Origin of the sequence: Mycobacterium alsense, assembly GCF_002086635.1 — a bacterium.
In the GTDB taxonomy this organism is placed as follows: Bacteria; Actinomycetota; Actinomycetes; order Mycobacteriales; family Mycobacteriaceae; genus Mycobacterium; species Mycobacterium alsense.
Window position 1 is genome coordinate 1 of record NZ_MVHD01000003.1, and the last position, 24,013, is coordinate 24,013.

24 protein-coding genes, 1 tRNA gene and 1 pseudogene are annotated in these 24,013 nt (G+C 66.6%); 11 read left to right on the forward strand and 15 right to left on the reverse strand.

All coding sequences use genetic code 11. The features are described from left to right. The first annotated feature begins 326 nt into the window (after window positions 1–326). From BST11_RS02700 to BST11_RS02705, 3 genes and pseudogenes are all read left to right on the forward strand, one after another. Window positions 327–1,016: a PE family protein gene (locus BST11_RS02700; protein WP_083136482.1), complete on the forward strand. Its 690-nt coding sequence runs from the start codon at window positions 327–329 to the stop codon at window positions 1,014–1,016. A gap of 344 nt (window positions 1,017–1,360) precedes the next feature. Then, window positions 1,361–1,426: pseudogene (locus BST11_RS29190) on the forward strand (DUF2510 domain-containing protein); the annotation flags it as partial. Window positions 1,427–1,477: 51 nt separating this feature from the next. Continuing rightward, window positions 1,478–2,080: a DUF4352 domain-containing protein gene (locus BST11_RS02705; protein WP_244897470.1), complete on the forward strand. Its 603-nt coding sequence runs from the start codon at window positions 1,478–1,480 to the stop codon at window positions 2,078–2,080. 154 nt (window positions 2,081–2,234) lie between these two features. Here the strand turns inward: BST11_RS02705 and BST11_RS02710 are convergent, their stop codons facing one another. The 3 genes from BST11_RS02710 to BST11_RS02720 are packed head-to-tail and all read right to left on the reverse strand — an operon-like array spanning window position 2,235 to window position 5,168. After that, window positions 2,235–2,885 (reverse strand): TetR/AcrR family transcriptional regulator, encoded by a 651-nt coding sequence (locus tag BST11_RS02710; RefSeq protein WP_211284604.1) that lies wholly within the window; start codon window positions 2,883–2,885, stop codon window positions 2,235–2,237. 7 nt (window positions 2,886–2,892) lie between these two features. Continuing rightward, window positions 2,893–3,705: an SDR family oxidoreductase gene (locus tag BST11_RS02715; protein WP_083136484.1), complete on the reverse strand. Its 813-nt coding sequence runs from the start codon at window positions 3,703–3,705 to the stop codon at window positions 2,893–2,895. A gap of 2 nt (window positions 3,706–3,707) precedes the next feature. After that, window positions 3,708–5,168: an aldehyde dehydrogenase family protein gene (locus tag BST11_RS02720; RefSeq protein ID WP_083136485.1), complete on the reverse strand. Its 1,461-nt coding sequence runs from the start codon at window positions 5,166–5,168 to the stop codon at window positions 3,708–3,710. Window positions 5,169–5,266: 98 nt separating this feature from the next. Here BST11_RS02720 and BST11_RS02725 point away from each other — a divergent pair, with 98 nt between their 5' ends. From BST11_RS02725 to BST11_RS02745, 4 genes are all read left to right on the forward strand, one after another. After that, entirely contained in the window at window positions 5,267–6,040 is a 774-nt protein-coding gene (locus BST11_RS02725) for an SDR family oxidoreductase (RefSeq protein WP_083136486.1), read from the forward strand. After that, window positions 6,040–6,828, forward strand: a complete 789-nt coding sequence (locus BST11_RS02730; protein WP_083136487.1) for a carboxymuconolactone decarboxylase family protein — start codon at window positions 6,040–6,042, stop codon at window positions 6,826–6,828. The genes BST11_RS02725 and BST11_RS02730 overlap by 1 nt, the downstream gene beginning before the upstream one ends. Window positions 6,829–6,858: 30 nt before the next feature. Next, window positions 6,859–7,599, forward strand: coding sequence for a DUF732 domain-containing protein (locus tag BST11_RS02735; RefSeq protein WP_083136488.1), 741 nt, complete (start codon window positions 6,859–6,861; stop codon window positions 7,597–7,599). 408 nt (window positions 7,600–8,007) lie between these two features. Beyond that, window positions 8,008–8,517, forward strand: coding sequence for a hypothetical protein (locus tag BST11_RS02745; protein ID WP_083136490.1), 510 nt, complete (start codon window positions 8,008–8,010; stop codon window positions 8,515–8,517). A gap of 87 nt (window positions 8,518–8,604) precedes the next feature. Here the strand turns inward: BST11_RS02745 and BST11_RS02750 are convergent, their stop codons facing one another. Continuing rightward, a complete protein-coding gene (locus BST11_RS02750; RefSeq protein WP_083136491.1) occupies window positions 8,605–9,738 on the reverse strand; it encodes a Fic family protein in 1,134 nt (377 codons plus the stop codon). Window positions 9,739–10,057: 319 nt separating this feature from the next. Between BST11_RS02750 and BST11_RS02755 the strand changes: the two genes are divergently transcribed. Beyond that, window positions 10,058–10,133: transfer RNA gene (locus tag BST11_RS02755), tRNA-Thr, on the forward strand. Between the two features lie 176 nt (window positions 10,134–10,309). Here BST11_RS02755 and BST11_RS02760 read toward each other — a convergent pair. Continuing rightward, complete coding sequence (locus BST11_RS02760; protein WP_083136492.1) at window positions 10,310–11,038, reverse strand: hypothetical protein; 729 nt, start codon at window positions 11,036–11,038, stop codon at window positions 10,310–10,312. Between the two features lie 146 nt (window positions 11,039–11,184). On the opposite strand from BST11_RS02760, the gene phoP reads away from it, so the two are divergent. Beyond that, entirely contained in the window at window positions 11,185–11,913 is a 729-nt protein-coding gene (phoP, locus tag BST11_RS02765; RefSeq protein ID WP_372509602.1) for a two-component system response regulator PhoP, read from the forward strand. A gap of 23 nt (window positions 11,914–11,936) precedes the next feature. Further along, window positions 11,937–13,364 (forward strand): sensor histidine kinase, encoded by a 1,428-nt coding sequence (locus BST11_RS02770; protein ID WP_083136493.1) that lies wholly within the window; start codon window positions 11,937–11,939, stop codon window positions 13,362–13,364. 4 nt (window positions 13,365–13,368) lie between these two features. On the opposite strand, the gene BST11_RS02775 is transcribed toward BST11_RS02770, so the two are convergent. Further along, window positions 13,369–13,773, reverse strand: a complete 405-nt coding sequence (locus tag BST11_RS02775; protein WP_083136682.1) for an HIT family protein — start codon at window positions 13,771–13,773, stop codon at window positions 13,369–13,371. Between the two features lie 108 nt (window positions 13,774–13,881). Between BST11_RS02775 and BST11_RS02780 the strand changes: the two genes are divergently transcribed. Further along, the gene (locus BST11_RS02780) at window positions 13,882–15,321 is read left to right on the forward strand and encodes a hypothetical protein (protein ID WP_083136494.1); all 1,440 of its coding nucleotides are present in this window, start codon (window positions 13,882–13,884) and stop codon (window positions 15,319–15,321) included. Between the two features lie 5 nt (window positions 15,322–15,326). On the opposite strand, the gene BST11_RS02785 is transcribed toward BST11_RS02780, so the two are convergent. The 9 genes from BST11_RS02785 to BST11_RS02825 all read right to left on the reverse strand — a co-directional run bounded on the left by BST11_RS02785 (window position 15,327) and on the right by BST11_RS02825 (window position 23,960). Further along, window positions 15,327–15,755, reverse strand: coding sequence for a ketosteroid isomerase family protein (locus tag BST11_RS02785; protein WP_083136495.1), 429 nt, complete (start codon window positions 15,753–15,755; stop codon window positions 15,327–15,329). A gap of 16 nt (window positions 15,756–15,771) precedes the next feature. Beyond that, window positions 15,772–17,787, reverse strand: a complete 2,016-nt coding sequence (locus BST11_RS02790; protein ID WP_244897472.1) for an oxidoreductase — start codon at window positions 17,785–17,787, stop codon at window positions 15,772–15,774. A 19-nt stretch (window positions 17,788–17,806) separates the two neighbouring features. Continuing rightward, on the reverse strand, window positions 17,807–18,934 hold the full coding sequence (locus tag BST11_RS02795) for an NDMA-dependent alcohol dehydrogenase (protein ID WP_083136497.1): 1,128 nt from the start codon (window positions 18,932–18,934) through the stop codon (window positions 17,807–17,809). A 139-nt stretch (window positions 18,935–19,073) separates the two neighbouring features. After that, window positions 19,074–19,625 (reverse strand): nuclear transport factor 2-like protein, encoded by a 552-nt coding sequence (locus tag BST11_RS02800; RefSeq protein ID WP_083136498.1) that lies wholly within the window; start codon window positions 19,623–19,625, stop codon window positions 19,074–19,076. Between the two features lie 5 nt (window positions 19,626–19,630). Then, window positions 19,631–19,837, reverse strand: a complete 207-nt coding sequence (locus BST11_RS02805; RefSeq protein WP_083136499.1) for a ferredoxin — start codon at window positions 19,835–19,837, stop codon at window positions 19,631–19,633. Between the two features lie 14 nt (window positions 19,838–19,851). Next, window positions 19,852–21,210, reverse strand: a complete 1,359-nt coding sequence (locus BST11_RS02810) for a cytochrome P450 (RefSeq protein WP_083136500.1) — start codon at window positions 21,208–21,210, stop codon at window positions 19,852–19,854. Window positions 21,211–21,264: 54 nt separating this feature from the next. Next, window positions 21,265–22,092: an SDR family oxidoreductase gene (locus tag BST11_RS02815; protein WP_083136501.1), complete on the reverse strand. Its 828-nt coding sequence runs from the start codon at window positions 22,090–22,092 to the stop codon at window positions 21,265–21,267. Further along, entirely contained in the window at window positions 22,093–23,319 is a 1,227-nt protein-coding gene (locus BST11_RS02820; RefSeq protein ID WP_083136502.1) for a cytochrome P450, read from the reverse strand. It abuts the gene before it with no gap. Then, the gene (locus BST11_RS02825) at window positions 23,316–23,960 is read right to left on the reverse strand and encodes a TetR/AcrR family transcriptional regulator (RefSeq protein ID WP_083136503.1); all 645 of its coding nucleotides are present in this window, start codon (window positions 23,958–23,960) and stop codon (window positions 23,316–23,318) included. Before BST11_RS02825 ends, BST11_RS02820 begins: the two co-directional genes overlap by 4 nt. Between the last annotated feature and the right edge of the window lie 53 nt (window positions 23,961–24,013).

Sequence of the window (24,013 nt, forward strand, 5' to 3'; positions counted from 1 at the left end):
AACTCCGAACAATGCCGCGGCCACCGCCTCAACCAGCGCAGACACACCGCACCGCACAATCTACGGCTGTAGTACTAAGCGACGATTACAAGCACCGACTGCGAGTGCGGCGGGAAGTTTCTGTGCGGCGGCGAACGCGAGGCGGATCGAAATCGGACCTGCTCTGACCCAGTTATGGTCCGCCACAAATATTTTCGCATTGAAAGAGCTCGGAAAATTCCGCACACACGACTGTCCGCTGCTGATGCGGAGGTACTAACCTGAGCGTCGCGACGCAACGGCGGGATCAGCACTGCTGGGCCACATGGCCTGTATTGGAGGTACGGGTGGCGTTCCTCACTGCCGCGACCCAGCAAATAGCTGATGCCGCGACGAGGTTGGGAAGCATCGGCTCCGCGATCGGATCATCCAACACCACCGCGGCGTCAGCGATCAACAGTGTGTTACCCGCGGCCGCCGACGAGGTGTCCACGCAGATTGCCGCTTTGTTCTCCCAGTGCGCGACGCGCTATCAGCAGCTCAGCGCGGCAGCCGCGACGTTTCACGATCAGTTTGTCCAAACATTGACGGCAGGGGCGGGAAGCTACGCCGTCGCGGAAGCCAACTCCGCGCAGACCATGGCGAGTGCGAGCACGAACCCAGTAAACACTGTGCTCACCCAGATCGAGCAGGCTCAGATCTGGTTCAATACCAGCCTGGTCAATAATGAACTCGCATTCAACCAATCGCTGGTGACCAACGAGATCGCGTTCGAGCAGACAGTCTTCGGAACCAATAGCACGCTGAACGGCGCGCTGAACCGCAGCTTCAACGCCTATAACCTCTTGGTGGGGACTGGCGAACAGATGGTCAACACCGTCTTCGGCGCCCAGGTCCCGACGAGCTTCACCTCGAGCCTGTTGACCGGTACAGGTCAGCAGGTGTTCAACGGCGGTCAGATCGGTGGGCTGATAGGCGCTTTCGACCAGACCCTGGCTGCCGGAGCCGACCTCATTGGTCTCTTCTTCGGCGCATAGCCCCGGTCGCGGCCGTTGCTCGTCTCCGACGGCGAGCTCTACCATCGAGCCCTCATTGTGCATGCGGCGTTTCCGTTGCGGCATCAATTCGTGGCGACCGCGGTGCTGTGCCATGCGCTGGCCCGCTGGTACCGACCATCACTGTCAGCCGCCTATCAACGCGCCACATTCACGGCCGGCGAAGGTGGGTGAAATGCCAACACCAAACGGCGCCGTCAGCGCGAGTAGCGCGCCACGCGAAAGGAACTCAATACCAACGGAGCGGCCGTACTCCGCCATTAACCCCTTTAGCGAACGGTTTAGCGGTACGTCGTCGTAGTAGCGAGGAGGGCAAATCGGAGATGGTGACGCCAATTCCACCAGGCTGGTATCCAGACCCATCCGGCGTTCCTGGCACACGCCACTGGGATGGTTATCGGTGGGGCCCACCGTCCGCACCGCCAAAGAACAAGAGCAGCGCGGTGCTGATCGTCGGCATCATCGCGACCGTCGTCTTTGTCATCGTTGTTGGCCTGATCCTTCTCGTTGCGATAAGCGCGTCTATTCACGGCAAGCAGGCCGCACACTCATCGCATCCAGCGATCACTCTCCCCTCTGCGCCAGCGACTCCGGCGATGCCTTCGATCAGCGGTCCCCCTGCGCCGTCGTCAAAGCGTTCAGCCATGCCGCCAGCGACCGCCTCACTCGGACAGGAAGTCAGGGACGGTCGATTCGCATTCACCGTGACCTCCGCCGACCGATCTAAGACCGCCGGTGACCTCAGCAACCAATTCGAGATAGTGACTGCCCAAGGCGAATTCCTGAATGTGCACATGACCGTGCTGAACATCGGGAACGATGCTCAAATTTTCTCCGCTACAAATCAGAAACTGAACATCGGCAACAAGATCTACGAGGCCAACTCCTCTGCGGCACTGTGGACACAGACTCTCGCCGCAACGATCAACCCTGGCAACAGCATTCAAGCGGTGGTGTCGTTCGACGTGCCGCCGGGGTCCAGCGGCGGGACGGTGCAGCTACACGACTCCATGTTTTCAGGCGGCGTAGAGGTTGCGCTGTCCTGAAGACTTCGTGCAGCCGCCGACTGGCGAGCACAGAGTGTGCGCTCTGGCCGGCTGCGGCAGCGACCGTGGCCTCGGTTCGGCGGCGTTGAACTTCCCTCATCGGCCTGCAGACCGAGCTGGCCGGCTTGATCTGAGCGCCCAATCCCGGTCGCACTCAGCGGTTTTCGCGCGAGATGAGCCGGTCGGTCTCGGTGGAGGTGGGTGCCTCCAGGAAGCCGGCGAGTCCGTCGACCACGCCGCTGACGAACAGGGCGAACGGAACGACCACGTCATCGCGGCGAATCGCGCGCTCCCGCTCGGCGGCGAGGTGGACCGCGATGTCCTGGGCCTGCTGGATCCGCATCGACCGCGCCGGCTCGGCGATGTGTTGCAGCAGCCGCTGCATGCCGGAGGTGAACTCCTCCTGGGAGTTCATGGCGTTCGACTGATGGAGGAAGACGTCGACGGCGCCCGTGCGCTGCAGCTGCTCGATGAACGACACGTACGAGCTGTCCGGCGACTCCGCCAGCTCGATCAGCGGAAGCACATGCGCCTCCAGCTGCGCCCGAAGATCGTCGGGGTGCGCCCTGGCCCGCAGCAGCGCCCGCCGTTGCATCAGGTCGTTGACGCGGTAGGAGAAGATCGCTTGGAGAAGATCGTCTTTGGAGCCGAAGTGGTACCGGATCGCCGAGTTGTTCGACGAGCCCGCCTCGATCGAGATCTGCCGCAAGGAGACGCCGGCGAGTCCATGCTCGGCGAACAACCGCTCGGCCGCCAGCAACAGTTGCAGCGCCGTCGCCGGCGGAGGTCCGTTCCGGGTGTTCACCACCAGATCATTGCGCACCGGTCTGCTCCGCGATGCTCGCCCGGATGTATGCCTCGATGTCGTTGGCGCGCTGCAGGAGAGCGTCGTGCACCTCGGGCGCGGTCACGACGAGGAACCGCCCGGCTTCGACCGCGTCGGCAGTCAGCTTCCCGACGTCTTCCGCGGTCGCGATTTGGTGTGCCGGCGCTCGCGGCTTGGTGGCCGCCTCGCCGTACACCGTTATTCCCTCGTGGATGTTGGTGATCACTCCGGACGGGCAAAGGCAGGTCACCCCAACGCCTTTCGCCCCAAGGTAGGCCGCCAGCGCCTCGGAGACCCCGACGATGGCGTGCTTGGACGCGACGTAGGGAAGCCGGTCGAACCCGTAGCCGAGCAGCCCGGAGGCGGAGGCGGTGTTGATGACATGCCCGCTGCCCTGCGCGATCAGGCCGGGAAGGAACACCCGGTTGCTGCGGGCGACGCTGAGCAGGTTGACGTCGATCGTCCGGATCCACGCCTCGTCGGGAAGCGTCTCGGGGGCGCCGATCGCGAGCACGCCCACGTTGTTCATCACCACGTCGATCCGGCCGAACCGCTCGAGCGCGGCGTCCCGGAGCGTCTCGAGATCCGCCTCGACCGTCACGTCGGCGGTGAGCCCGATCGCCGGATACCCGGGCGCGGTGATGTGCTCGACGACCTCGGTCACCCGGTCCTTGGACAGGTCGCTGACGACGACGGACGCGCCGCGGCCGGCGAACTCGACCGCGGTCGCCCGGCCGATGCCGCTGCCCGCGCCGGTCAGCACCGCGACCGCGCCGTTGAGGTTGAGGGCCTTGGTCATGCCTAATCCCCCGATACGCCAACTGCTTTGGTGCGAAGAAACTCGAACAGACCTTCCTCGCCGCCTTCTCGCCCGAAGCCGGAAATCCCGACGCCCCCGAACGCGAGCTCGCAGCCGACGACCGGGCTCGCGCCATTGACGTAAACGCCGCCCGCTTTCAGCGCGCTCACCATCCGGGTCACCCGGTTGATGTCCTGCGTGTACACGTAGGAGGCGAGCCCGTAGGCGGTCGAGTTGGCCATCGCGATCGCCTGCTCTTCGGTCTCGAACCGCATGAGCGAGAGCACCGGGCCGAACACCTCTATTTGGCCCAGCTCGGAGCCCGGGTCCACCTCCCCGAACACGGTCGGCTCCACGAAGAAGCCGTTGGGCAGGTGATCCGGGGCGCGCCCGCCGGCCAACAGCTTCGCCCCGTCGTTCTGCGCCCGTTCGATCATGGCCAGGATTCGCTGCTGGGCCTCCCGCGTCACGACCGGGCTGATGACCGTCGCCGGGTCAAACGGATCACCGCACCGCATGCCCGCGACCATCGCCACGATGCGCTCGACGACCTCGTCGTAGATGTCGGCGTGAACGACCATGCGCGACGGGATTGCGCAACCCTGCCCGGCGAGGGTGCCCAGCACGCTGAAGGCGTTGACGGCGACCGCGGTGTCCAGGTCGGCATCTCCGAAGAGCACGTTGGCGGACTTACCGCCGAGCTCGAGCACTGCGGGCTTGAGGGACTCGGCGCACGCGGCGAGGATTTTGCGTGCCGTCGCCGGTCCACCGGTGAAGCTGACCTTCTCGACGAGCGGATGGCGTACCAGCGCGTCACCGGTCGCCGGCCCGCCCAACACGAGGTTGACGACCCCCTCGGGGATGCCGGCTTCCCTGATGAGGGCCATCAGGTGCTCGGTCGCATAGGGCGTCAGTTCGGACGGCTTCATGACGACCGTGTTCCCGGCGGCAAGCGCGGGGATCAGCTTCATGCCGACCGAAACGAGCGGGCCGTTCCAGGTCAGGATGATCCCGACGACGCCGTACGGCTCGGGCATCGAGTAGGCCAGCTCGCGCTGATTCGCCGGGAACGACGTGACCCGCCCCTCGACCTTGTCGGCCCAACCGGCGTAGTACGAGGTCCAGCTCGCCATGATGCCGACGAGGGACCCGCTGATGCCCGCCGTCATCCCGTTGTCGAGCACCGACAGGCGGGCGAGCTCGGCGGTGTCGCGCTCCATCAGCTCGGCGAGCCGGCGAAGGACCCGCGCACGCTCGGCCGGCCGCCAGGCGCGCCACTGGGGATAGGCGGCGTGCGCGGCCCGCACGGCGGCGTCGACGTCGTCCGGCCCGGCCAGCGGCACCGGCCCCTGGACCTCTCCGGTCGCCGGATACACGTGCTGGTACGCGCCGCCCGAACCGTTCGCGCGCACCTCGTCACCGATGTGCAGGTGCACCACCGGAACGGTCAGGTCAACGTCCATCGTCGGGTCCTCCGGGTTCTCGCGTAGCGGCCGCTAAGAAAGCTTACTTATTACTAAGGCACTTGACTTCAAAGGTCAAGTGTGTGCCTAATGCTCGAATGGATGTGAAGGAACTCTTCGACCTCACCGGCAAGGTCGCCGTGGTGACCGGCGGCGCCGGCGGCATCGGTGAGGTGTATGCCGAGGCCCTGTGCGACGTGGGCGCTTCGGTGGTGATCGCCGACATCAACCTCGAAGCGGCGCAGAGCGCCGCGGATACGCTGGCGGACAGCGGTTTTCGCGCCATCGCCGTGCATCTCGACGTCACCTCCGCCGAGTCGGCCGCCCGGATGGCGTCGGCGACGATCGCGGCTTTTGGGGGGATCGACATCCTGATCAACAACGCCGCCGTCATGACCGACCTCCCCCCGTATGGGCTGTCCAACATGCCGATACCGGACTGGGACCGGGTGCTGAACGTGAACCTGCGTGGCCCGCTGGTGTGCACCCAGGCGGTCATCGAGTCGATGAGCGCGCGCGGCGGCGGGCGGATCGTGAACGGCCTGTCCGCCGGCGCGTTCATGCCCGGCGGGATCTACGGCGTCTCGAAATACGCGCTGCACGGGTTGACCTGCAACCTCGCCACCGAGCTCGGGTCCAGAGGCATCAACGTCAACGCGATCGCGCCCGGCCTGGTCGACAACGACAGCGCCTACGTGAGCCTGCCCAAGGACTCGCCGGTGCGCGACATGCTGGGCGCACAAATCCCCGGCAAGACCTCCGGCCCTCCCGCGGACCTCATCGGGACGATGCTGCTGCTGTGCTCGCCGGCGGGCGACTGGATCAACGGCCAGACGATCTCGGTCGACGGCGGCTGGATCATGCGGTTCTGATGGCCGAGTGGGCATCTCGGGAGGAACGGCTGGCGGTCGCGCGAGCCGAGTACGAGCACATCATGCAGGCCGCGAGCCCGGATCCCAGTGGCGCCTACATCGAGTCCGGGGTGATCGGCTACGTCTTCGGCGAGATGTGGCGGCGCGGCGTCCTCACCCCCCGGGACCGGCGCTGGATCACCCTTGCGTGCGTCGGCGCGGCGGGGGCGATCACCCCCATCGAAACCCACACCTATGCGGCCTTGAAGAGCGGGGACATCACCTACCCCGAGTTCGACGAGTTCGTCCTGCACTTCGGCACGCAGGCCGGCTGGCCCAAGGCGTCGGTCATGCAGATGTACGGAATGATGGCCGCGTTCAAGATCGCGCAGGAGGCCGGCGAAGAGCCGAAGCCCCACGACTACGAGCCCTGGGCGGAGCCCGCCGACGACGGCGTGCGCCGGCGGCGCGGCGTCGCGGCCTATGAGGAAATCCACGGCGCCCCACCGCCGTCGGCGTCGACTGCGTTCGGCGGCCGCGCCCGCCTCGACTACCTCTACGGCGAGGTCTGGAGCCGGCAGAAATACCTCACCCGCCGCGACCGGCGCATCATCAGCATCTGCGGCGCCGCGTGGAGCACGATCGATGAGCAGGTCTCCGAACACCTCCGGGCCGCCCTCGCCCTCGGCGAGATGACCCGCGACGAGCTGGAGGAACTCGTCGTTCATTTCGCCGTCTACCTGGGGTGGAACCTCGCGCGGCGCCTCGACGACCTCCTGGTTCGCGTGGCCGAGAACCCGGACTTGTGACATTGCCGCGCCGGCATCAGACTGGCTGATATGCGCGATCGCGAGACGATCGACTCGGAACTACGGCTGATTGCCCTTCGGCGCCAAGCGATCCGTGAACAGGGCGGGCAGCCGTCGTCCCAGCAGGTCGATGCACTGCTCGACGAGCGCCTCGGCCACATCCCGGAGGTCACGAAGGTGGCTGGCGCGGGGGACATCGCGAAAATCCGGCCTCGCCGACGCAAGGGTCGGCTGTGGCGCTTCGGTGCCTTCGCGGCGTTGCCGCTGTCGCTGCTCGCCGTCGCCGTCGCCGCGGTCGTGATGTTCGGGGCGCACAAGACGCCGCCCGCGGAGCCGGCGGCGGCGCCTCCGCCGCCGGGCGCGCGACCCCTCCCGGCCATGCCGCAGGCGCACCCCCCGCCGATCGACATCGTCGACCGGGCGTTGATCGACACGTTGAACCACGACGGCGTGCCGGTTCCCAGCCACGACTACGTGACGACCCACGGGCACGCGGTCTGCGATTTCCTGACGCACGAACCGAACTACGCGGAGGCCATCCGCTTCGTGCAGCGCTCGACGATATGGGACGCCGACCAAAGCGCCAATTTCACCGCCGGCGCGGTCGTCTCGTACTGCCCTCAGTACGTGCCCACCAGCCCGGCCGAGACGCAGCCGGGTTTCCAGAACACCCTTTCCGATCTGCAAGCCGTCCAGGGTGATTTGCAGCGCATCCAGGGCGATCTGGATAGGATCCGGAACGGTTTGCCGGCCCTGCCGGGCCAGCAGTAGTCCGGGTCGGCTTTTACGGGTCCGGTGGGGGCGGGGGCGGAGTCCAGCGTGTGCCGTCGGTCGTCCATCCGCACGGCAGGTAGTTCAGGTGTGGCGGCTGGCCGTCGAACGTCAGGCACTTCGGGGCGCCCGGCGGCGGTGCCGGAGTGATCGGTTGTGTGTCGGCGTGAGCGACACCCCCGCTGAGGATCAGAGCCCCAACGGCAATTGATATCGCTGCTGACTTCCGCATCGGAGGCTCGGTAAGCGCTAGGACCAACCACTTTCAATGCTAGGCGTCTGCGCCCGCGCTGGACCTTGGGAATTGCTGTCAAAACGGTCTCCGGGTGCTACTTTTCGCAACGGCGGTTTGACGACGGTTTGCTGCCCATGTTTCCCGTTGGGGACGTAGCGGAAGGGCTCTGACGGATGAACCATCGGCTCGCCTTTCTGGCCACAGCTGCCCTCGCTCTCGGGCTAACCATTGCCGTCCCGGCCAACGCCGATACGACCGCGAAGGAAGACCGCGCCGTCGCGTGGGCCAACAGCAAGGTCGGTTCGAACGACTACGTTTTCGCGTGCGGCAGGTTCGTTGCCAACGCCTATGGCGAGCCCGGCCTCGGTTATCCCTCGGCGCTGGCATTCCATGACCACCTCGCGGCAACCAAGCAGATCCACATGGACACGGACATTCCCAAGGGGGCGTTGGTGTTCTCGCAGAGTCCGTGGGACATCGACGGAGCGGGCCACCAGGGGCATGTCGTAATCGCAAGGGGCGACGGCACTTTCGTCTCCGGTGGCGTGGACCAAAGCTCCCAACTAAACGTCGCCGGAGTCGGCGGCGGCAGCACCGTGCAGATTTTCAAGTCCTGGAACCCGGCGCCCGGCGCCGAGTATCTCGGCTGGGCGCCGCCGCCCGCCACCTGGCCGGGAGTGTGATTCGGGAATGCCAAAGCACGCGCTTCGCGCTTCGCGTCTGCGGCCCTGCGGTGGCCAAATGTGAACTATGCGCGGGCTTTTGGCACGTTATAAAGACGTGCCAAGTTTCTTTCCGTACGAATCAGGTTCGCCAAGCGGCTCGCGACGCACTAGGAGCTGCAAGAACTCCCGGTTTATGAAGAGACGATCGCGGCCGACTTTCACGGTCTGTAACAGCCCGGCGTCGACGAGGGCGTTCAGCCGGGACGTCGCGGTCGGTCGCGACACATTGCATCGATGCACTACCGTGGCTATCCGGCAATACGGCTGCTCGAACAGCACAGATTGAAATTCAGCATCCGCGGCACCGCGAGTCGCCGCCCGCGCGCGCTGGTTAAAGTCGTCTTGAAAGGCGCCAATCGCATCAATTTTGCGCATGGTGTATCGCGACGTGAGTTCGATGCCGGCAAGCACATATAGCACCCAGCCCTCCCAGGCCGACTGGGCAGTGACCGCGAGAAGTAGTCGGTAGTAATCATTTTTCGTGTCGATGAAGTATCGCGATAGATAGAGCACGGGCAGTCTCAGGAGCCCGGCTTCCGTCAGCATCAAGACGTTGAGGATGCGGCCGGTGCGTCCGTTGCCGTCGGTGAATGGGTGGATGGCCTCGAACTGGTAATGGGCGGCGGCCATCCTCACCAGAGGGTCAAGACCATCATCCGCATGGATGAATCTCTCCCACTGGCTTAGCTTTTCGTTGATGACATCGCGTCCTTCAGGTGGGCTGTAAATGATCTCGCCGGTTCCCGGCCGTGCGATCCCGGTGCCCGGCAATGTACGTACCTTCATCTCGCGGTCGTGGATGATGCTGCATACGACTGATGCGGTCGCCGTTGTAAGTCCTCGCTCGAGAGTGTGGTCAAACCCAGCCCGGAGAGCGGTGCGATAGCGCAGAGTCTCGCGCGTGGCGGCATCTGCGCCGGCATCGTCCGCAAGATGCCGAAAAAGCTCGTCAGTGGTTGTGACGATGTTTTCGATCTCCGAGCTGGCCTGTGCCTCCAGGATCGGGATGGAGTTGATGAGGACGCTGGGATTTGGAATCGATACGACAGCTTGGTCAAGCTGTGCGAGCGCTGCGTTAGCGCCGATAGCGGCTTTGAGAACGCGTCGCGACTCGAGTTCGTCCGCGCTTGGGGGGGCTGGTAGTTCGTTGTAGGGAAGCTGAGGGTCCCAGTCGCTCACCTGGCCAGCGTATCCTATATGTAAAACAATCGAGAAAAATTTTACATGTTTGTCCGACGTGTGAACACACTTTGCATGTCCGCAAAACCGCGCGCCAGAGCGCAAACTTTTGCCCGAAGGCGAGACGGCAAGTACCGCCCGGCGCCATCCAGTTGATGAGAGCCTCTCGTCAGGATTGAGCTGACGACCGTTTTCGCAAGCTCCCGCCCGATATGACGACACGACCTGTCGACCTCTACCTCCGCCGGCTCGAGGCGGCGCGCAGCCCCGGCGGGATCACCCCGTCGTAGAATCGTCGTGGCTTATCGAGCCGGCCCCGGCCGCGTTAGCTCAGTTGGTAGAGCGTCGCTCTTGTAAAGCGGATGTCGAGAGTTCGAGTCTCTCACGCGGCTCCATTCGTGCCTCAATTCCTGTCGGCGCTGCCCGACAGCGTCGTCATTGTGTCGACAACGTGCCGCCGGTGCGGAGTCGGTTTCGAAGGCCGGCGGCCAAAGATGTTCTGCACCAACGTATCCCGACAGTCACACCGCCGACGCCGGCTCTTCGACGCCTGTCTCGCCAGCCTAACGGCTCACTCGTCGGTCTCGATGATGCGCGTCGAGCGCACCGACCGCGACGACGGGCGCCGGCCGGGACGGCGGCCCGGCAGCGGAATGCGGTCGGCGATGCTGCTCAACGGGTTGACCACCATGGTCAGCGAGATGACGGCGTCCTGCAGGGTGGCGATGGCGGGCTCCAGCGCCTCCATCCCGGGCGTCAGCCGGGCCAGGGTGTCGGCGACGTCGGCGAGCTGGTCCAACGGGCCGTGCTTGGCGGTCAGCTTGTCGATCAGCCCGCCCTCGGCAAGCAGCCGCTCGGCCAGCCCGTCCTCGGACAGCACCCGATCGATCAACCCGTCCTCGGCGAGCAGCTGATCGGCCAGTCCGCCGGGCTGCAGCGCGCGCTGCAGCCCGCCCCCCTCGGTGGTGAGCCGGTCGAGCAAACCGCCCTCGGACGTCAACATGTCCACCACCCCGCCCGGGCGCAGCAGCCGGTCCAACGGCCCGTCCTGGGCCACGGCCCGCCCCAGCGGCGCGTCGTCGTCGAGCAGCCGGGCCAACCGGTTGGCGCGGGTGATTGCGTCGTCGATGCCGAACATGGCCGCCATCGCGTTGGTCCGGGACTCGCCGCTGGCGTCGCCCAGCGCGCGTTTGGCCACGCCCACCGCCGCGGTCGCGACGTTCAGGCCGGCGTCGGCGGCGGCGAGCCCCGCCCGCGCGGGCGCCGTCGCAAGCGACACGATGCCTTGGGCGAGGTTCATGCCCTCAGAGTCTATCGCGAAGCCGGCGCCGAACCCGGATCGTTCCAAGCTTATGCGATGATTGTTGGCAGACGGTTAGCAGACGACTGGCATCGAGCTTTCAGCAACCGCACAATGATCGGAAAGCAAACGCACACGAAGGACAGATGCACCTCATGACAGCGGCTACCCCCAGCGAAACCCAACCGGAGGCGCGCGTTCTCGTGGTCGATGACGAGGCCAACATCGTCGAACTCCTGTCGGTCAGCCTCAAATTCCAGGGCTTCGAGGTCTACACCGCCACCAACGGGGCCCAGGCCCTGGATCGCGCCCGCGACGCCCGCCCCGACGCGGTGATCCTCGATGTGATGATGCCGGGCATGGACGGCTTCGGGGTGCTGCGGCGGCTGCGGGCCGACGGCATCGACGCCCCCGCGCTGTTCCTGACGGCCCGCGACTCCCTGCAGGACAAGATCGCGGGCCTGACGCTGGGGGGCGACGACTATGTGACCAAGCCCTTCAGCCTGGAAGAGGTCGTCGCCCGGCTGCGCGTCATCCTGCGCCGCGCCGGCAAGGGCGGCGCCGAACCGCGCAACGCCCGCCTGTCCTTCGCCGACATCGAACTCGACGAGGAGACCCACGAGGTGTGGAAGGCAGGTGAACCGGTGTCGCTGTCGCCGACGGAGTTCACCCTGCTGCGCTACTTTGTGATCAATGCGGGCACCGTGCTGAGCAAGCCGAAGATCCTCGACCACGTCTGGCGCTACGACTTCGGGGGCGACGTCAACGTCGTGGAGTCCTACGTGTCCTATCTGCGCCGCAAGATCGACACGGGGGAGAAGCGGCTGTTGCACACCCTGCGGGGCGTGGGTTATGTCCTGCGGGAACCGCGCTGAGCATTCACGCGAAGAATAGAGAGATGGCCAACAAGGTTCGACGCGGAATGCCACTGCGGGTGGCCCTGGTGGGCGCCACCCTGATTTTGGTGGCGTGCGGACTGGCGTTCTCGGGCTTCGCGGTCACCTCGATCCTGCGGCACAGCCTGATCAGCCGGATCGACCAGACCCTGCTCGACGCCTCCCGCGGCTGGGCGCAGGCCCCGCGCAGTCAGTCACCGCGCCCCTTCGAAAGCCCCGATCCCGGCCGACCGCCGTCGAAGTTCTACGTGCGGGGCATCGGCACCGACGGCACCCCGTTCACGGCCATCAACGACCGCAACGCGGAACCGGCACTGCCGCGCAGCAACGACGTGGGCCCCGATCCGACCACCCTGCCCTCGGTCAACGGCTCTGACATTCAGTGGCGGGCGGTGTCGGTGCGCGGCCCGCACGGGCTGACGACGGTGGCGGTCGACCTGTCCGACGTGCAGCACACCCTGAGCTCCCTGGTCTGGTTGCAGATCGGCATCGGGGTGGCGGTGCTGGTGATCGTCGGGATCGCCAGCTTCGCGGTGGTGCACCGCAGCCTGCGGCCACTGACCGAGGTCGAACACACCGCCGCCGACATCGCCGCGGGGCAGCTGGATCGCCGCGTCCCGGAACGCGACCCGCGAACCGAGGTGGGCCGACTTTCGCTGGCGCTCAACGGAATGCTCGCCCAGATACAGCAGGCGCTGGCCTCCTCGGAGTCGTCGGCCGAGAAGGCCCGCGGCTCCGAGGAACGGATGCGCCGGTTCATCACCGACGCCAGCCACGAACTGCGCACGCCGCTGACCACCATCCGCGGCTTCGCGGAACTGTATCGGCAGGGCGCCGCCCGCGACGTGTCGATGCTGTTGTCGCGCATCGAAAGCGAAGCCAGCCGGATGGGCCTGCTGGTGGACGACCTGCTGCTGCTGGCCCGGCTGGACGTGCAACGACCGCTGGAGCAGCATCGGGTGGACCTGCTGGCGCTGGCCAGCGACGCCGTGCACGACGCGCAGGCGATCGACCCGGACCGGGTCATCACCATGCAGGTCTTCGACGGTCCCGGCACCCCGGAGGTGCTTGGCGACGAGCCGCGGATCCGGCAGGTGCTCAGCAACCTGATCGCCAATGCCCTTCAGCACACCCCCGCGAGCGCCGACATCAACGTGCGCGTCGGCACCGAGGGCGACGACGCGGTGATCGAGGTGGCCGACAAGGGTCCCGGCATGAGCCAGCACGATGCCTCGCGGGTGTTCGAGCGGTTCTACCGCACCGACTCGTCGCGGGCGCGGGCGAGCGGCGGCACGGGCCTGGGGCTCTCCATCGTCGAGTCTCTGGTGCGCGCGCACGGCGGCGCGGTCAGCGTAATGACGGCCCCCGGCGAGGGCTGCTGCTTCCGCGTGACGCTGCCGCGCGTCAGTGACGTGCCCGCGCACGTCTGAGGCGCTAGGCCAATTGCTCCAGCGCCGCCTTGATCTTGGCCTGCGCCTGGTCGAGGGATTCCGGTGACGGATTGCGGTCCACGTTGGCGAAGCCGAAGTCGCTCAGGCTGCGCGTGGGAAAGACGTGGACGTGCAGATGGGGCACCTCGAGCCCGGCGATGATCACCCCGGCGCGCTCGGTGCGGAACGCCTTGCACACGGCCTTGCCGATCAGCTGGCTCACCGCCATGACGCGGGCGAACACCGCGCCGTCGACGTCTTGCCACTGATCGATTTCGGCGCGGGGCACCACCAGCGTGTGGCCCTGGGTCATCGGCTCGATCGTGAGGAACGCGACGATGTCGTCGTCCTCGTAGACGAAGCGGCCGGGCAGTTCACGATTGATGATCTTGGTGAAGATCGACGCCATGGCCCCCAGCATGCCACGCCGCTCGAAGCGGAATCGTTAGCGCACCGTTGCGACTTCGTTCTGCAGCCTCGGCAAAATCACTCTGACTCATTTGCGGGAGGAGACTCCGTGCGGTTTCCCGTGGCGTTGCTGGCGGCTTGCGCCGTGACTTTCGCCCCGACCCTTGTCTCTGCGGCGGTGCCGCCCGCCGCGCGGGGCGCCGCCGCCTGGGGTCCGTTCGCGACGCCCAACCCGTTCATGGCCCCCCTGGGCCTCGCCTCGCTGCACAATGACGCCGAATCATCCGATGCGGGGCCGCTTCCCGGCCCCGGCGCCCACCTGAACGCGATCTTCGGGTATCCGCTGCTGGCGGCCTGTCCGACGATCATGCAGGGCACCGACGGCCTGGTGCTGGCGCTGTGCACCAACGACCTCACCCAGATCCCGACCATCTTCCTGATCGATCCCGGCGGCGTCGCTCCAATCTTCGTCCCGCTGGCCAAACTGCAGGTCGCCAAGGGCAGCTTGCTCGGCGGTGTCTACGCGTACCTGGACAACAACAACCAGGTGGTGATGGTCGACGGCAACAACGACCTGCTGCGCATCGCTCACGTCAGACAGGGGCCGCTGGGCTTGTGGAAGCTGATCGTCACCGAGACCACAGACCTGTCGGGCGCGATCCCGGCCGGGGACAGCTCGGTGGGCATCGTTCCCGACTACGCCGGCAACGTCTGGTTCGCGACCGGCAACGGCGTCGTGGGCGTGTCCAAGGTTGGGGGCGGCGTCGCCGCCGTGCAACTGCCCGCCGGCGAACAGGTGGCCAACAGCATCTCGTCGGCGCCGAGCGGCCGCGTCGCGGTAGCCTCCACGTTCGCCCTCTACGAGCTGAACCTCGACAACACGGACAATCCGCAAATCCTTTGGCGCGCAGCTTATGACCGCGGCCCCGCCCGCAAGCCCGGGCAGCTGAGCTGGGGGACCGGATCCACCCCCGTGTACTTCGGCCCCACCACCGGCGCCGACTACCTGACGATCGTCGACAACGCCAGCCCGCAGGTGCACGCGCTGGTCTACCAGTCCGGCACGGGCCAATTGATCTGCCAGCAAACCGTTTTGACCCAGGGCGGCCCGGGCAGCGAGGACGCGCCGATCGGGCTCGGGAACTCGGTGTTCGTGACGGGGACCTACGGCTACCCCTATCCAGCGGTGCCCCCGAACGCCGGGCCCGCGGTCCCGGCGACGGCGCCGTTCGTAGGCGGGATGACCCGGGTCGACGTCGACAACCCCGGGTGTCATACGGTGTGGGAGAACAGGGTTCGCAGCGCGGCGCTGCCGCATCTGTCCGCCGCCGACGGGTTGCTCTACACCATCACCCGGATCGGGCTGGACCAAACCACGCCGCTCGACATCTTCGCCTACGGGGTGGTCGACGCCGGCACGGGAGCCCTCTTGTGGGAGCAGCCGAAGTCGGTCACCGTCCTCAGCGACCCGATCGAGACCCCGACGATGGTGCTGATGGATCATAGGGCGATGCAGGGCAACATCACGGGGCTCGGGCGCATCGGCTGAGCGGCCTACTCCTCCTTGCCGAACTGCATGACGTCGAGGTTCCAGTAGCCGCGCATGTTGGTGATCAGGCCCGCGTCGTTGACCTTGTAGGTGAACACGCCGCGCACCGTGCTGGTGAACCCGCCCTCGAACTTGCTGTGCAACACCAGGATGTGCGCGATCTCGTCGGGCGAGCTCGACGGAAACGTCTCCTCGCAGGTGATGGTCAGCTGGTTGGCGGCGATGTTGCTGTCGAAGAAGCCGCCGACGGCTTCCTTGCCCCGCACCCCGGTGCCGTCCGGGTTCGTGACGGACTTGCCGATCGGGTCCTCGATGACGACGTCGTCGGCCATCAGCGCCAGCCAGCCATCGCGGTCGTGGGCCTGCACGCATCGCCACGAGGATTGCGAGGCCGCCAGGGCCGGGGATACCTGGCTTTGTTCGGTGTCGGTCATCTCTGTCCTCCTGTCTCTAGATTGCGCACGCGGCGCGTGCGCCTTCCTCGGTGGCTTTGCGGATGAGCCCGAGACCGCCGCAGTCGCCGGCCGCGTGCACCTCGGCGCCCGGCATGGCGGCGATGAGGGCGTCGAACAGCCGGGTGTCGGGTTGGACGGTCCCGGCGATGACGACACTGTCGGCGGGCAGGTGCCGCGCGGCGCCGCCGGCCGGCGTGAACACCACGGATTGCGCCGTGATGCGTTCGACGGCCGCCCGGACGTGTACGGTGACGCCGAGACGGTCGAGGCGATCCATGTGCTCGGTCTTGCGTTTGTTGCCCACTTCCGGGGCAATGTCCCTGCCCGCCTCGAGGATCGACACCCGCCTCCCCCGCACCGCCAGGAACTCGGCGAGCTCGAGGGCGACCAGGTCGCCGCCGACGATGGCGACTCGCCGGCCTATCGGCAGCCACGCCCGGCTGGCGAGCCGAACCGCGGCCGGGCGCACCAGTCGCTGGCGCCAGCCGGCGAACAGCCGGTCATCGAGCAACCCGCGCAAGCCGGGTCCGGTGTGCACGTGCGGTAGGTCCGCGCCGGGAATGCCGGGCACCGCGACATGGCCGCCGGTGGCCACCACCACCGCGTCCGGGGCGGCGCGCACGACGTCGTCGACCGAAACACGGTGATTCAGGCACACTTTCACCGCGCTCAGCTTGATCTCGCCGCGCAGGTAGTGCAGGAACGGTTGGTTTTCCGGATGCAGGACCGACGCCCAGCGCAGCGCGCCGCCGAGTTGGCCGCTGCGCTCGTAGAGTGTGACGCGGTGGCCGCGCTCGGCGGCCACGCGGGCGGCCTCCAACCCGGCCGGTCCGCCGCCGATCACCGCCACGCGCTTGGCGCGGCCGGCGCGGGGCGCGGCCAGTTCGCGTTCCTTGCCGGTGCGGGGGTTGACGGCGCAGTCGACGGAAAAGCGTTGTTCCATTGCGTCGATGCAGTTTTCACAGGAGATGCACTTGCGCACCCGGTGCGCCTGGCCGGACCGCAGCTTGCGGGGCAGGTCGGGGTCGGCCAGCAGCGGGCGACCCATCGCGACGAAATCGGCGCGTCCCTCGGCGAGGATCCGCTCGGCCGCCACCGGGTCGTGAATGCGGCCCACGGCGATCACCGGCACGTCGACCGCCTGCTTGACCGCGGCCGCGGCCCCCACGTTGACCTCGTCGCCGTCGTCGGCGCCGTTCACCATTCCGGTGACGAGCCGGTCGATCACCCCGCCGCTGACGTGAAACGCGCTCACGCCTGCGGCGACCAGTTCGGGTGCCAGCCGCGCGGTCTCGTAGATCGGGCGGCCGCCCGCGACCCGCTCGTAGCCGGAGATGCGCAACGTGATCGGCAGGGCGTCGCCGACCTCGGAGCGGATCGCGGCCAGCGCCTCGAGCACCACCCGCACCCTACCGCGCGCAGAATCGCCGCGGTACTCGTCGGTGCGCCGGTTGCGTTGCGGGGCAAGGAAAGACCCCAGCAACATGTAGCCGTGCGCGGCGTGCAGCTCGATGCCGTCGTATCCGGCTTCGGCCGCGCGGCGCACCGCCGCACGGAACAAGTCGAACACCTCACACAATTGGTGCATGCTGATCTCGGCCGACGGGCGCCCGGTGAGGTACGAGGGAATCACCGACGGCCCCAACGAGGTGACACCAAAGATCTCCGGCCCCAGGCCGTCGGGCCCCGCATGCACGATCTGGGGCTGGATCTTGGCGCCATGTTCGTGCACCACCTCGACCAGCGCTCGGTGAGCGTCGACGGCGTCGTCGGTGGCCAGGTGCAGGCCCCCTGGCGTTTCGGGATGACGGTGGTCGATCCCGGTGGCGCCCAACGTGATCAGCCCGACCCCGCCCCTGGCGCGGGCTGCGAAATAGTCGCGGGTGCGCTGCGACGGCAGCCCGTCGGGGGTGCCGTACATGGTCTCCATCGGAGACATGACCACCCGGTTGCGCACCGACATGGCGCCGATTCGTCCCGGCGCCAACAAGTGCGGGAAGCCGGCGCTCACCGGCGCGCTTGCGGTAGGTTTACCGGTCGGCGTCCGTGTAGCGGATGACACCGCGAATGTTCTTGCCGTCCAGCATGTCCTGATAGCCGTCGTTGATCTGCTCCAGCCGGTACTGGCGGGTGATCATGTCGTCGAGGTTGAGCTTGCCGGCCTGGTACATCGACAGCAGTTGCGGGATGTCGTATTGCGGGTTGCCGCCGCCGAAGATGGTGCCCTGCAGGTTCTTCTGCATCAGGGTCAGCATCGCCAGGTTCAGCGTCACGTTGGTGTCCAGCAGGCTGCCGATGGCGGTCGCCACACAGGTGCCACCCTTCTGGGTGATGTTCAGGTAGCTGTCGATGTCGGCGCCGTGCAGTTCACCGACCGTCACGATGACCTTGTGGGCCATCAGGCCGTAGGTGACCTCGGCCATGCCCATCAGCGCGGCGTCGATGTCCGGGTAGACGTGGGTGGCGCCGAACTTCAATGCCTGGTCGCGCTTCCACTCCACCGGGTCGATCGCGAAGATGTAGCGGGCGCCGGCGTTGACGGCGCCCTGCAGCGCGGCCATGCCGACGCCGCCGACACCGACGATCGCGACGTCTTGGCCCGGCCGGATGTCGGCGGTGCGGACCGCCGAACCGTAGCCGGTGGTGACGCCGCAGCCGACCAGCGCGGCGACCTCGAAGGGGACCGACGGGTCGATCTTCACCACCGAGCTGCGGTGCACGACCATGTACGGGGAGAACGTGCCCAGCAGCGTCATGGGGTAGACGTTCTGCCCGCGGGCCTGGATGCGGAAGGTCCCGTCGGACACCGCAGCCCCGCCCAGCAGCCCGGCCCCCAGGTCACACAGGTTGCGCATGCCGGCCTGACAGGTCGGGCACTGCCCGCAGGACGGGATGAACGACAGCACGACGTGGTCGCCCGGGGCGATGTCTTCGACGCCCGCGCCGACCTCAGTGACGACGCCGGCGCCCTCGTGCCCGCCGAGCACCGGGAAGCCCGCCATCGGGATTCCGCCGGTGACCAGGTGGTGGTCGGAATGGCACATGCCGGCCGCCTCCATCTGGATCTTGACCTCGTGCGCTTGCGGGTCGCCGATCTCGATCTCCTCGATGGACCACGGCTGGTTGAATTCCCAGATCAGTGCGCCTTTTGTCTTCACGTTGGACCTGACCCCATTTCGCCTTTGAAGTGAGACTGCCGGACCCGTCTTGGCTGGCAGCGCTGGTGACGGATGCCACAGGGCACCCCTGTCGCGCCAGCATAGCGTGTGGAACAAATCAAATGCTTGGTTGGCTCCCTCACCAGATCGGGACGGGCGCCTGGCCCAGCGGGTAGTACCCCGGCAGCTTCTCCCCGGCGACGCTGCGCTCGATCCGCTTCTGCATGCCGGCGCTCAGGTCGCCGGACTCGATCAGCTTCGCGTACATCTTCGCGACGTGGCCGAAGTCGAAGAAGTCGCGTTGCCATTCGATGAGCCGCTCGCCATTGAGGCGGAACCAGCTACCGCCGATGCCGTAGATCTCGTCCTGGGTCCCGTCGGCCTTGTTGACGATCTGCTTCCAGAAGCCGACGATCTCGCCCTGCTTCTCGTCGACGAGCACCTTCTGGTACTCGTAGACCCAGTTCTCCAGGCCCTCCATCTCCAGGCCGAGCGCGATGTCGCGGATCTCGTCGACGCCGACGCACATCACGTCTTCCTTGGGCCCGATGTTCCAGCCGTAGGTGGCGTCTTTGGCGTAGAAGTCCGCCAGCGGCCGCCAGTCGCCGGCTTTTTCGCAGTCCTTGTTGGCTTGCAGCCACCGGTCGACCCATGCCTCGAGTTCTGCGCGCGAGTGTGAATTCCCGGACATAGCGGTCAGTCTCCTTTTTCTTTGATGGACAGTGCCTGGGTCGGACAGGCCATCACGGCCTGCTCGATCTCGTCGCGAGCCTCCTCGGGCGGCTCGGTGTCGAGGATCTCGACCTTGCCGCGCTTGGGCACCCGGAAATAGCCGGGCGCCTCGAGCTCGCACATGGCATGTCCCTGGCACAAATCCAGGTCGGCCTCGACTCGATAACCCATCTCACCCCTCCGATCTAGCCGCGCTGGTTTCGACGGCGGTAGCGGACCTTCGCCGGCCTGGCGAGCTGCACCACCATCTTGGAGTGGTCGTTGCGGTAGCTGTCGGCCGGTTGCGCCATCTCAAATTCATACTCGCGCAACAGAACCGAGAAGATCGCCTTGATCTGCATGGTGGCGAACGCGGCGCCGACGCACCGGTGCCGGCCCGCGCCGAACGGGATCCAGGTCCACCGGTTGGCGAGATCGGCCTGCTCGGGCTTGTTGTAGCGGTCCGGGTGGAAGCCATCGGGGTCGGGAAAGTCCTCGAGGATGCGGTTGGAAATCGCCGGCGACGCGGCGACGTAGTCGCCGTTGCGGATCGGGTAGCCCTCGACCTCGAACTCGCCCTTGGCGACGCGCATCAGGATGATCAACGGCGGGTGCAGCCGCAGCGTCTCCTTGACCACGTTGTCCAGTTTCGGAATCTGGCGCAGCGCATGGAAACTCACCTCCTGGCCGTCGGAATAGAGCTCCTCCAGCTCGGCGAGCACCTCGGCATAGACCTCGGGATGGCGGATCAGCTCGATCAACGTCCACGCCGAGGTCCCGGAACTGGTGTGGTGCCCGGCGAACATCAGTGAGATGAACATGCCGGTGACCTCGTCGGCCGAGAACCGCGGATTGCCCTCTTCGTCCCTGATCGACACCAGCACGTCGAGCATGTCGCGATCGCCTTTGTCCTTGGGTGGGTTGGCGATCCGGTGGTTCATGATTTCCTGCACGAGGCCGACGAGCTTGACGCGCGCCCGGTCGCGGCGCTGGAAGCTCTCGATCGGCAGGTAGGGGTCGACGTAGCACAGTGGGTCGGTGCCGCGCTCCAGGTCGTGGTAGTACTCGGCGAACCGGTGGTCGAGCTGCTCACGGAACTTCAGTCCGATCAGGCAGGCCGTCGAGGTGTAGATGGTCAGCTCGGCGAAGAAGTCGAGCAGCTCGATCTCGCCCTCGTCGCCCCAGTCGGCGATCATCTTCTTGACTTCGCCCTCGATGGTGACCGCGTGGCCCTTCATCTGCTCACCGCGCAGCGCCGAGTTGTGCAGCATCTCCTTGCGCCGCTCGGGGCTGGCGTCGAATACCACGCCCTTGCCGAAGATCGGCGTCATGAACGGGTATGCCTCGGCCTGGTCGAGATCCTCGTCGGCCGAACGGAAGAAGAACTCGTTGGCGCCGGCGCCGGACAGCAGGATGACGCGCTTGCCGGCCAATTGGAATTCGCCCACATCCCCGCACTCGTCACGGGTGCGCTGCATGAGGCCGATCGGGTCCGTGCGGAATTCCTCTAGGTGACCGTGCTCTTCTTCGCCGCCGGAAACCCGGGGCACAATTGCTGTAGTCACGCGCTCATTCCTCCTCGGCGCTCGTGTCTCGCGCCGCATCGTCGTTTCGCGAAGTCATTCTGACGGCATCCCCTCTTCGCCGAGCGCGAGCTTCTGGCGATTCTTGTTGTCTGCCAACGGCGCCTCGGGCTGAAGCTCCATGTTCGCGATGAACCCGCCGCGCGGTGTCTCCGCGACGAACATGATGGCCCGGGCGAGGTCCGCCGCGCGCAGGAAGTAGTCGTGGCGGGCCTGTCCCCACTTGGCCCAGTCCTCGAGCGCGGGGCCGATCTTGTCTGCCGGCAGGCTCCAACCCATGCCCGTCTTGGTGGGACCGGGGTGCACGATCGAGGCGCGCACGCCGGTGCCCTCGAGCTCCATCTGGAAGTTGGTGACCATCGCGACGAGTGCGGCCTTGGCCGCGCCGTAGGCGCCCATGTGCGGCCGCTGGCGCAACGCCACGTCGGAGCCGACGAAGATCAGGTCACCGCGCTGGCGGTCGAGCATGCCCGGCAGCACAGCGGCGGCCAGCCGGTTGGCGCCGACGAGGTGGATCTGCAGCTGCGACTCGAACTCGTCGGTGGTGATCTCGGCGAGCTTGCCGAAGTAAGTGTCGCCCGCGCCGGCCACCAGCACCTCGATGTCACCCAGCGCATCGACCGACTGTGCGACAAAGGATTTCACCGAGTTCGGGTCGGTGACGTCGAGGTGGAATCCGACCGCCTCTCCGCCCTCGGCATTGATCTTGCCGACGATATCGCTGAGCTTTTCGACCCGGCGGGCGCCCAGGGCCACCGGGAAGCCGTGCGCAGCGAGTTCGATCGCGGTGGCCTCTCCGATGCCCGATGAGGCGCCGGCCACGATCGCCGGCCGACGTTCGGGCAAGGGATCAAAGCGGGGCATTCAGCGGACCTCCACGCGCATTGGTAGGTGAGCGAATCCGCGGACATTGCTGGAGTGGACGCGGACGGCGTTGGCCTCGTCGACCTCATATTCGCGGATTCGCTTGAACAACTCGGTGAGCGCGACCCGGGCTTCCATCCGCGCCAGATGCGCGCCCAGGCAGAAGTGTGCGCCGCTACCGAAACTCAATAGCTTGGGCCCGATTTCGCGCCCAATCACATAGTCGTCGGGCTTGTCGAAGACCCGCTCGTCGCGATGGCCGGAACCGGGCAACAGCAGCAGGACGTCTCCGTCGGGAAGCGTCGTGTCGTAGAGGGTGAGCTCCCCGGACACCGTGCGGGCGAGTATCTGGCTGGAGGTGTCGTAGCGCAGGGTCTCCTCGACCCACAGCGGCACCCGGGACAGATCGTCATACACCGGAGTGAGCTGATCGGGGTTCTTATGACCCCAAAAGGCGGCATTGGCAAGCAGTTTCGTGGTGGTTTCGTTCCCGGCGATCACCATCAGGAACATGAAGCCGAGGACCTCGTCGTCGGTGAGCCGGTCGCCGTCGATTTCGGCCTCCAACAGCGCGGAGGTCAGGTCGTCCGTCAGCTTCTTGCGCCGCTCGGCCACCATTCCCTGGTAATAGACGATGAGGTTGAGGGAAGCCTCGACGGCCTCGGGGGGCACGTCGGTGACGCCCTCCTCGCGGTGCATCACCCCATCGGCCCAGGCCCGCACCTGATCTCGATCGGGTTCGGGCACACCCATCAGCTCGGAGATGACGTCCATGGGCAGCTTGCCGGCGAACTCGTCGACATAGTCGACGGCGTTCCCGGTGCCGTCGGCGGCTCGTTCCAGCATGGCGTCGAGGTGCTGCGTTGCGATCTCGGTGACCCGGGGCTCGAGTTCCCGAATCCGGCGCGGGGTAAAGCCCTTCGACACCAGCGTCCGTAGCCTCAGGTGGGCGGGATCATCCATCGCAAGGAAGGACATCGTCCTGGATGCGTGCGGGCCGCGCGACGCCGGATCCAGCGAGACGCCGTACTTGTTGGAAAGCGTTGTGCTGTTGCGGAATCCCTGCAGCACATCCTGATGCCGCGACAACGCCCAGAACTTCAGTTCCTCGTTTCGATACAGCGGCGCCTCGTCACGCAGCCGCTTGTAGTACGGGTACGGATCCTCGTGGAAGTCGTAGTCGTAGGGATCGAGTACCAGCTCGTGGTCGCCGACGTGCACGGTCATCGTTCGCCCCCGTTTGGCTCGCGGCTCGTCTCGCCCGCGCCGGCCAGGATGAGGCCCACCACGTAGGCCAGCCGGTCGGTGATTCCGCGATAGGTGAATTCGCCGCTTCCGGCCTGCACCAGTGCGCCGAAGAAGGCCATCTCGAGCGCGGACACGGTCGCGGGATTGGCGCCCGGGCCCATGGCCGAGGCAATGCGACGGTGGATCTCCGCACCGATGCGGTCGCGAGCGGCACTCACCGCGGGATCGCTGCCGCCGCCGAGCAACGCCGTCGTGCAGGCCGCCCCCACCTCGGGCTCGTCGGCGACCACCAGGGCCAGGTGGCGCAGCGTCTGGTCGACCCGGACGGGCATGGGGTCGTTGACGTCGGTGAAGTACGGGACTTGCCGGACCAGGTCGAGGTAGACCTCGGCGATCAGGTGATTCTTCGACGAGAAGTAGGTGTAGGCGGTCGCCGGGGCCACTTTGGCGCGGGCCGCCACCGCGCGCACCGTCAGCTCGGCGTAGGACTTCTCGCGCAGGGTCTCGATGCCGGCGGCGAGGACCTTGCGGAAGGTCTCCTCCTGCCGACGGTTGCGCAAGGTTGCTCCCGTCTGGCGGTTGGCGCGAGATGCGATCGTAACCAGTGCATCGCTGGACACTTGTCCAAGCTATCGGATGCCGGCGGTGGGACGCAAGCACGCCTCGCAAACAT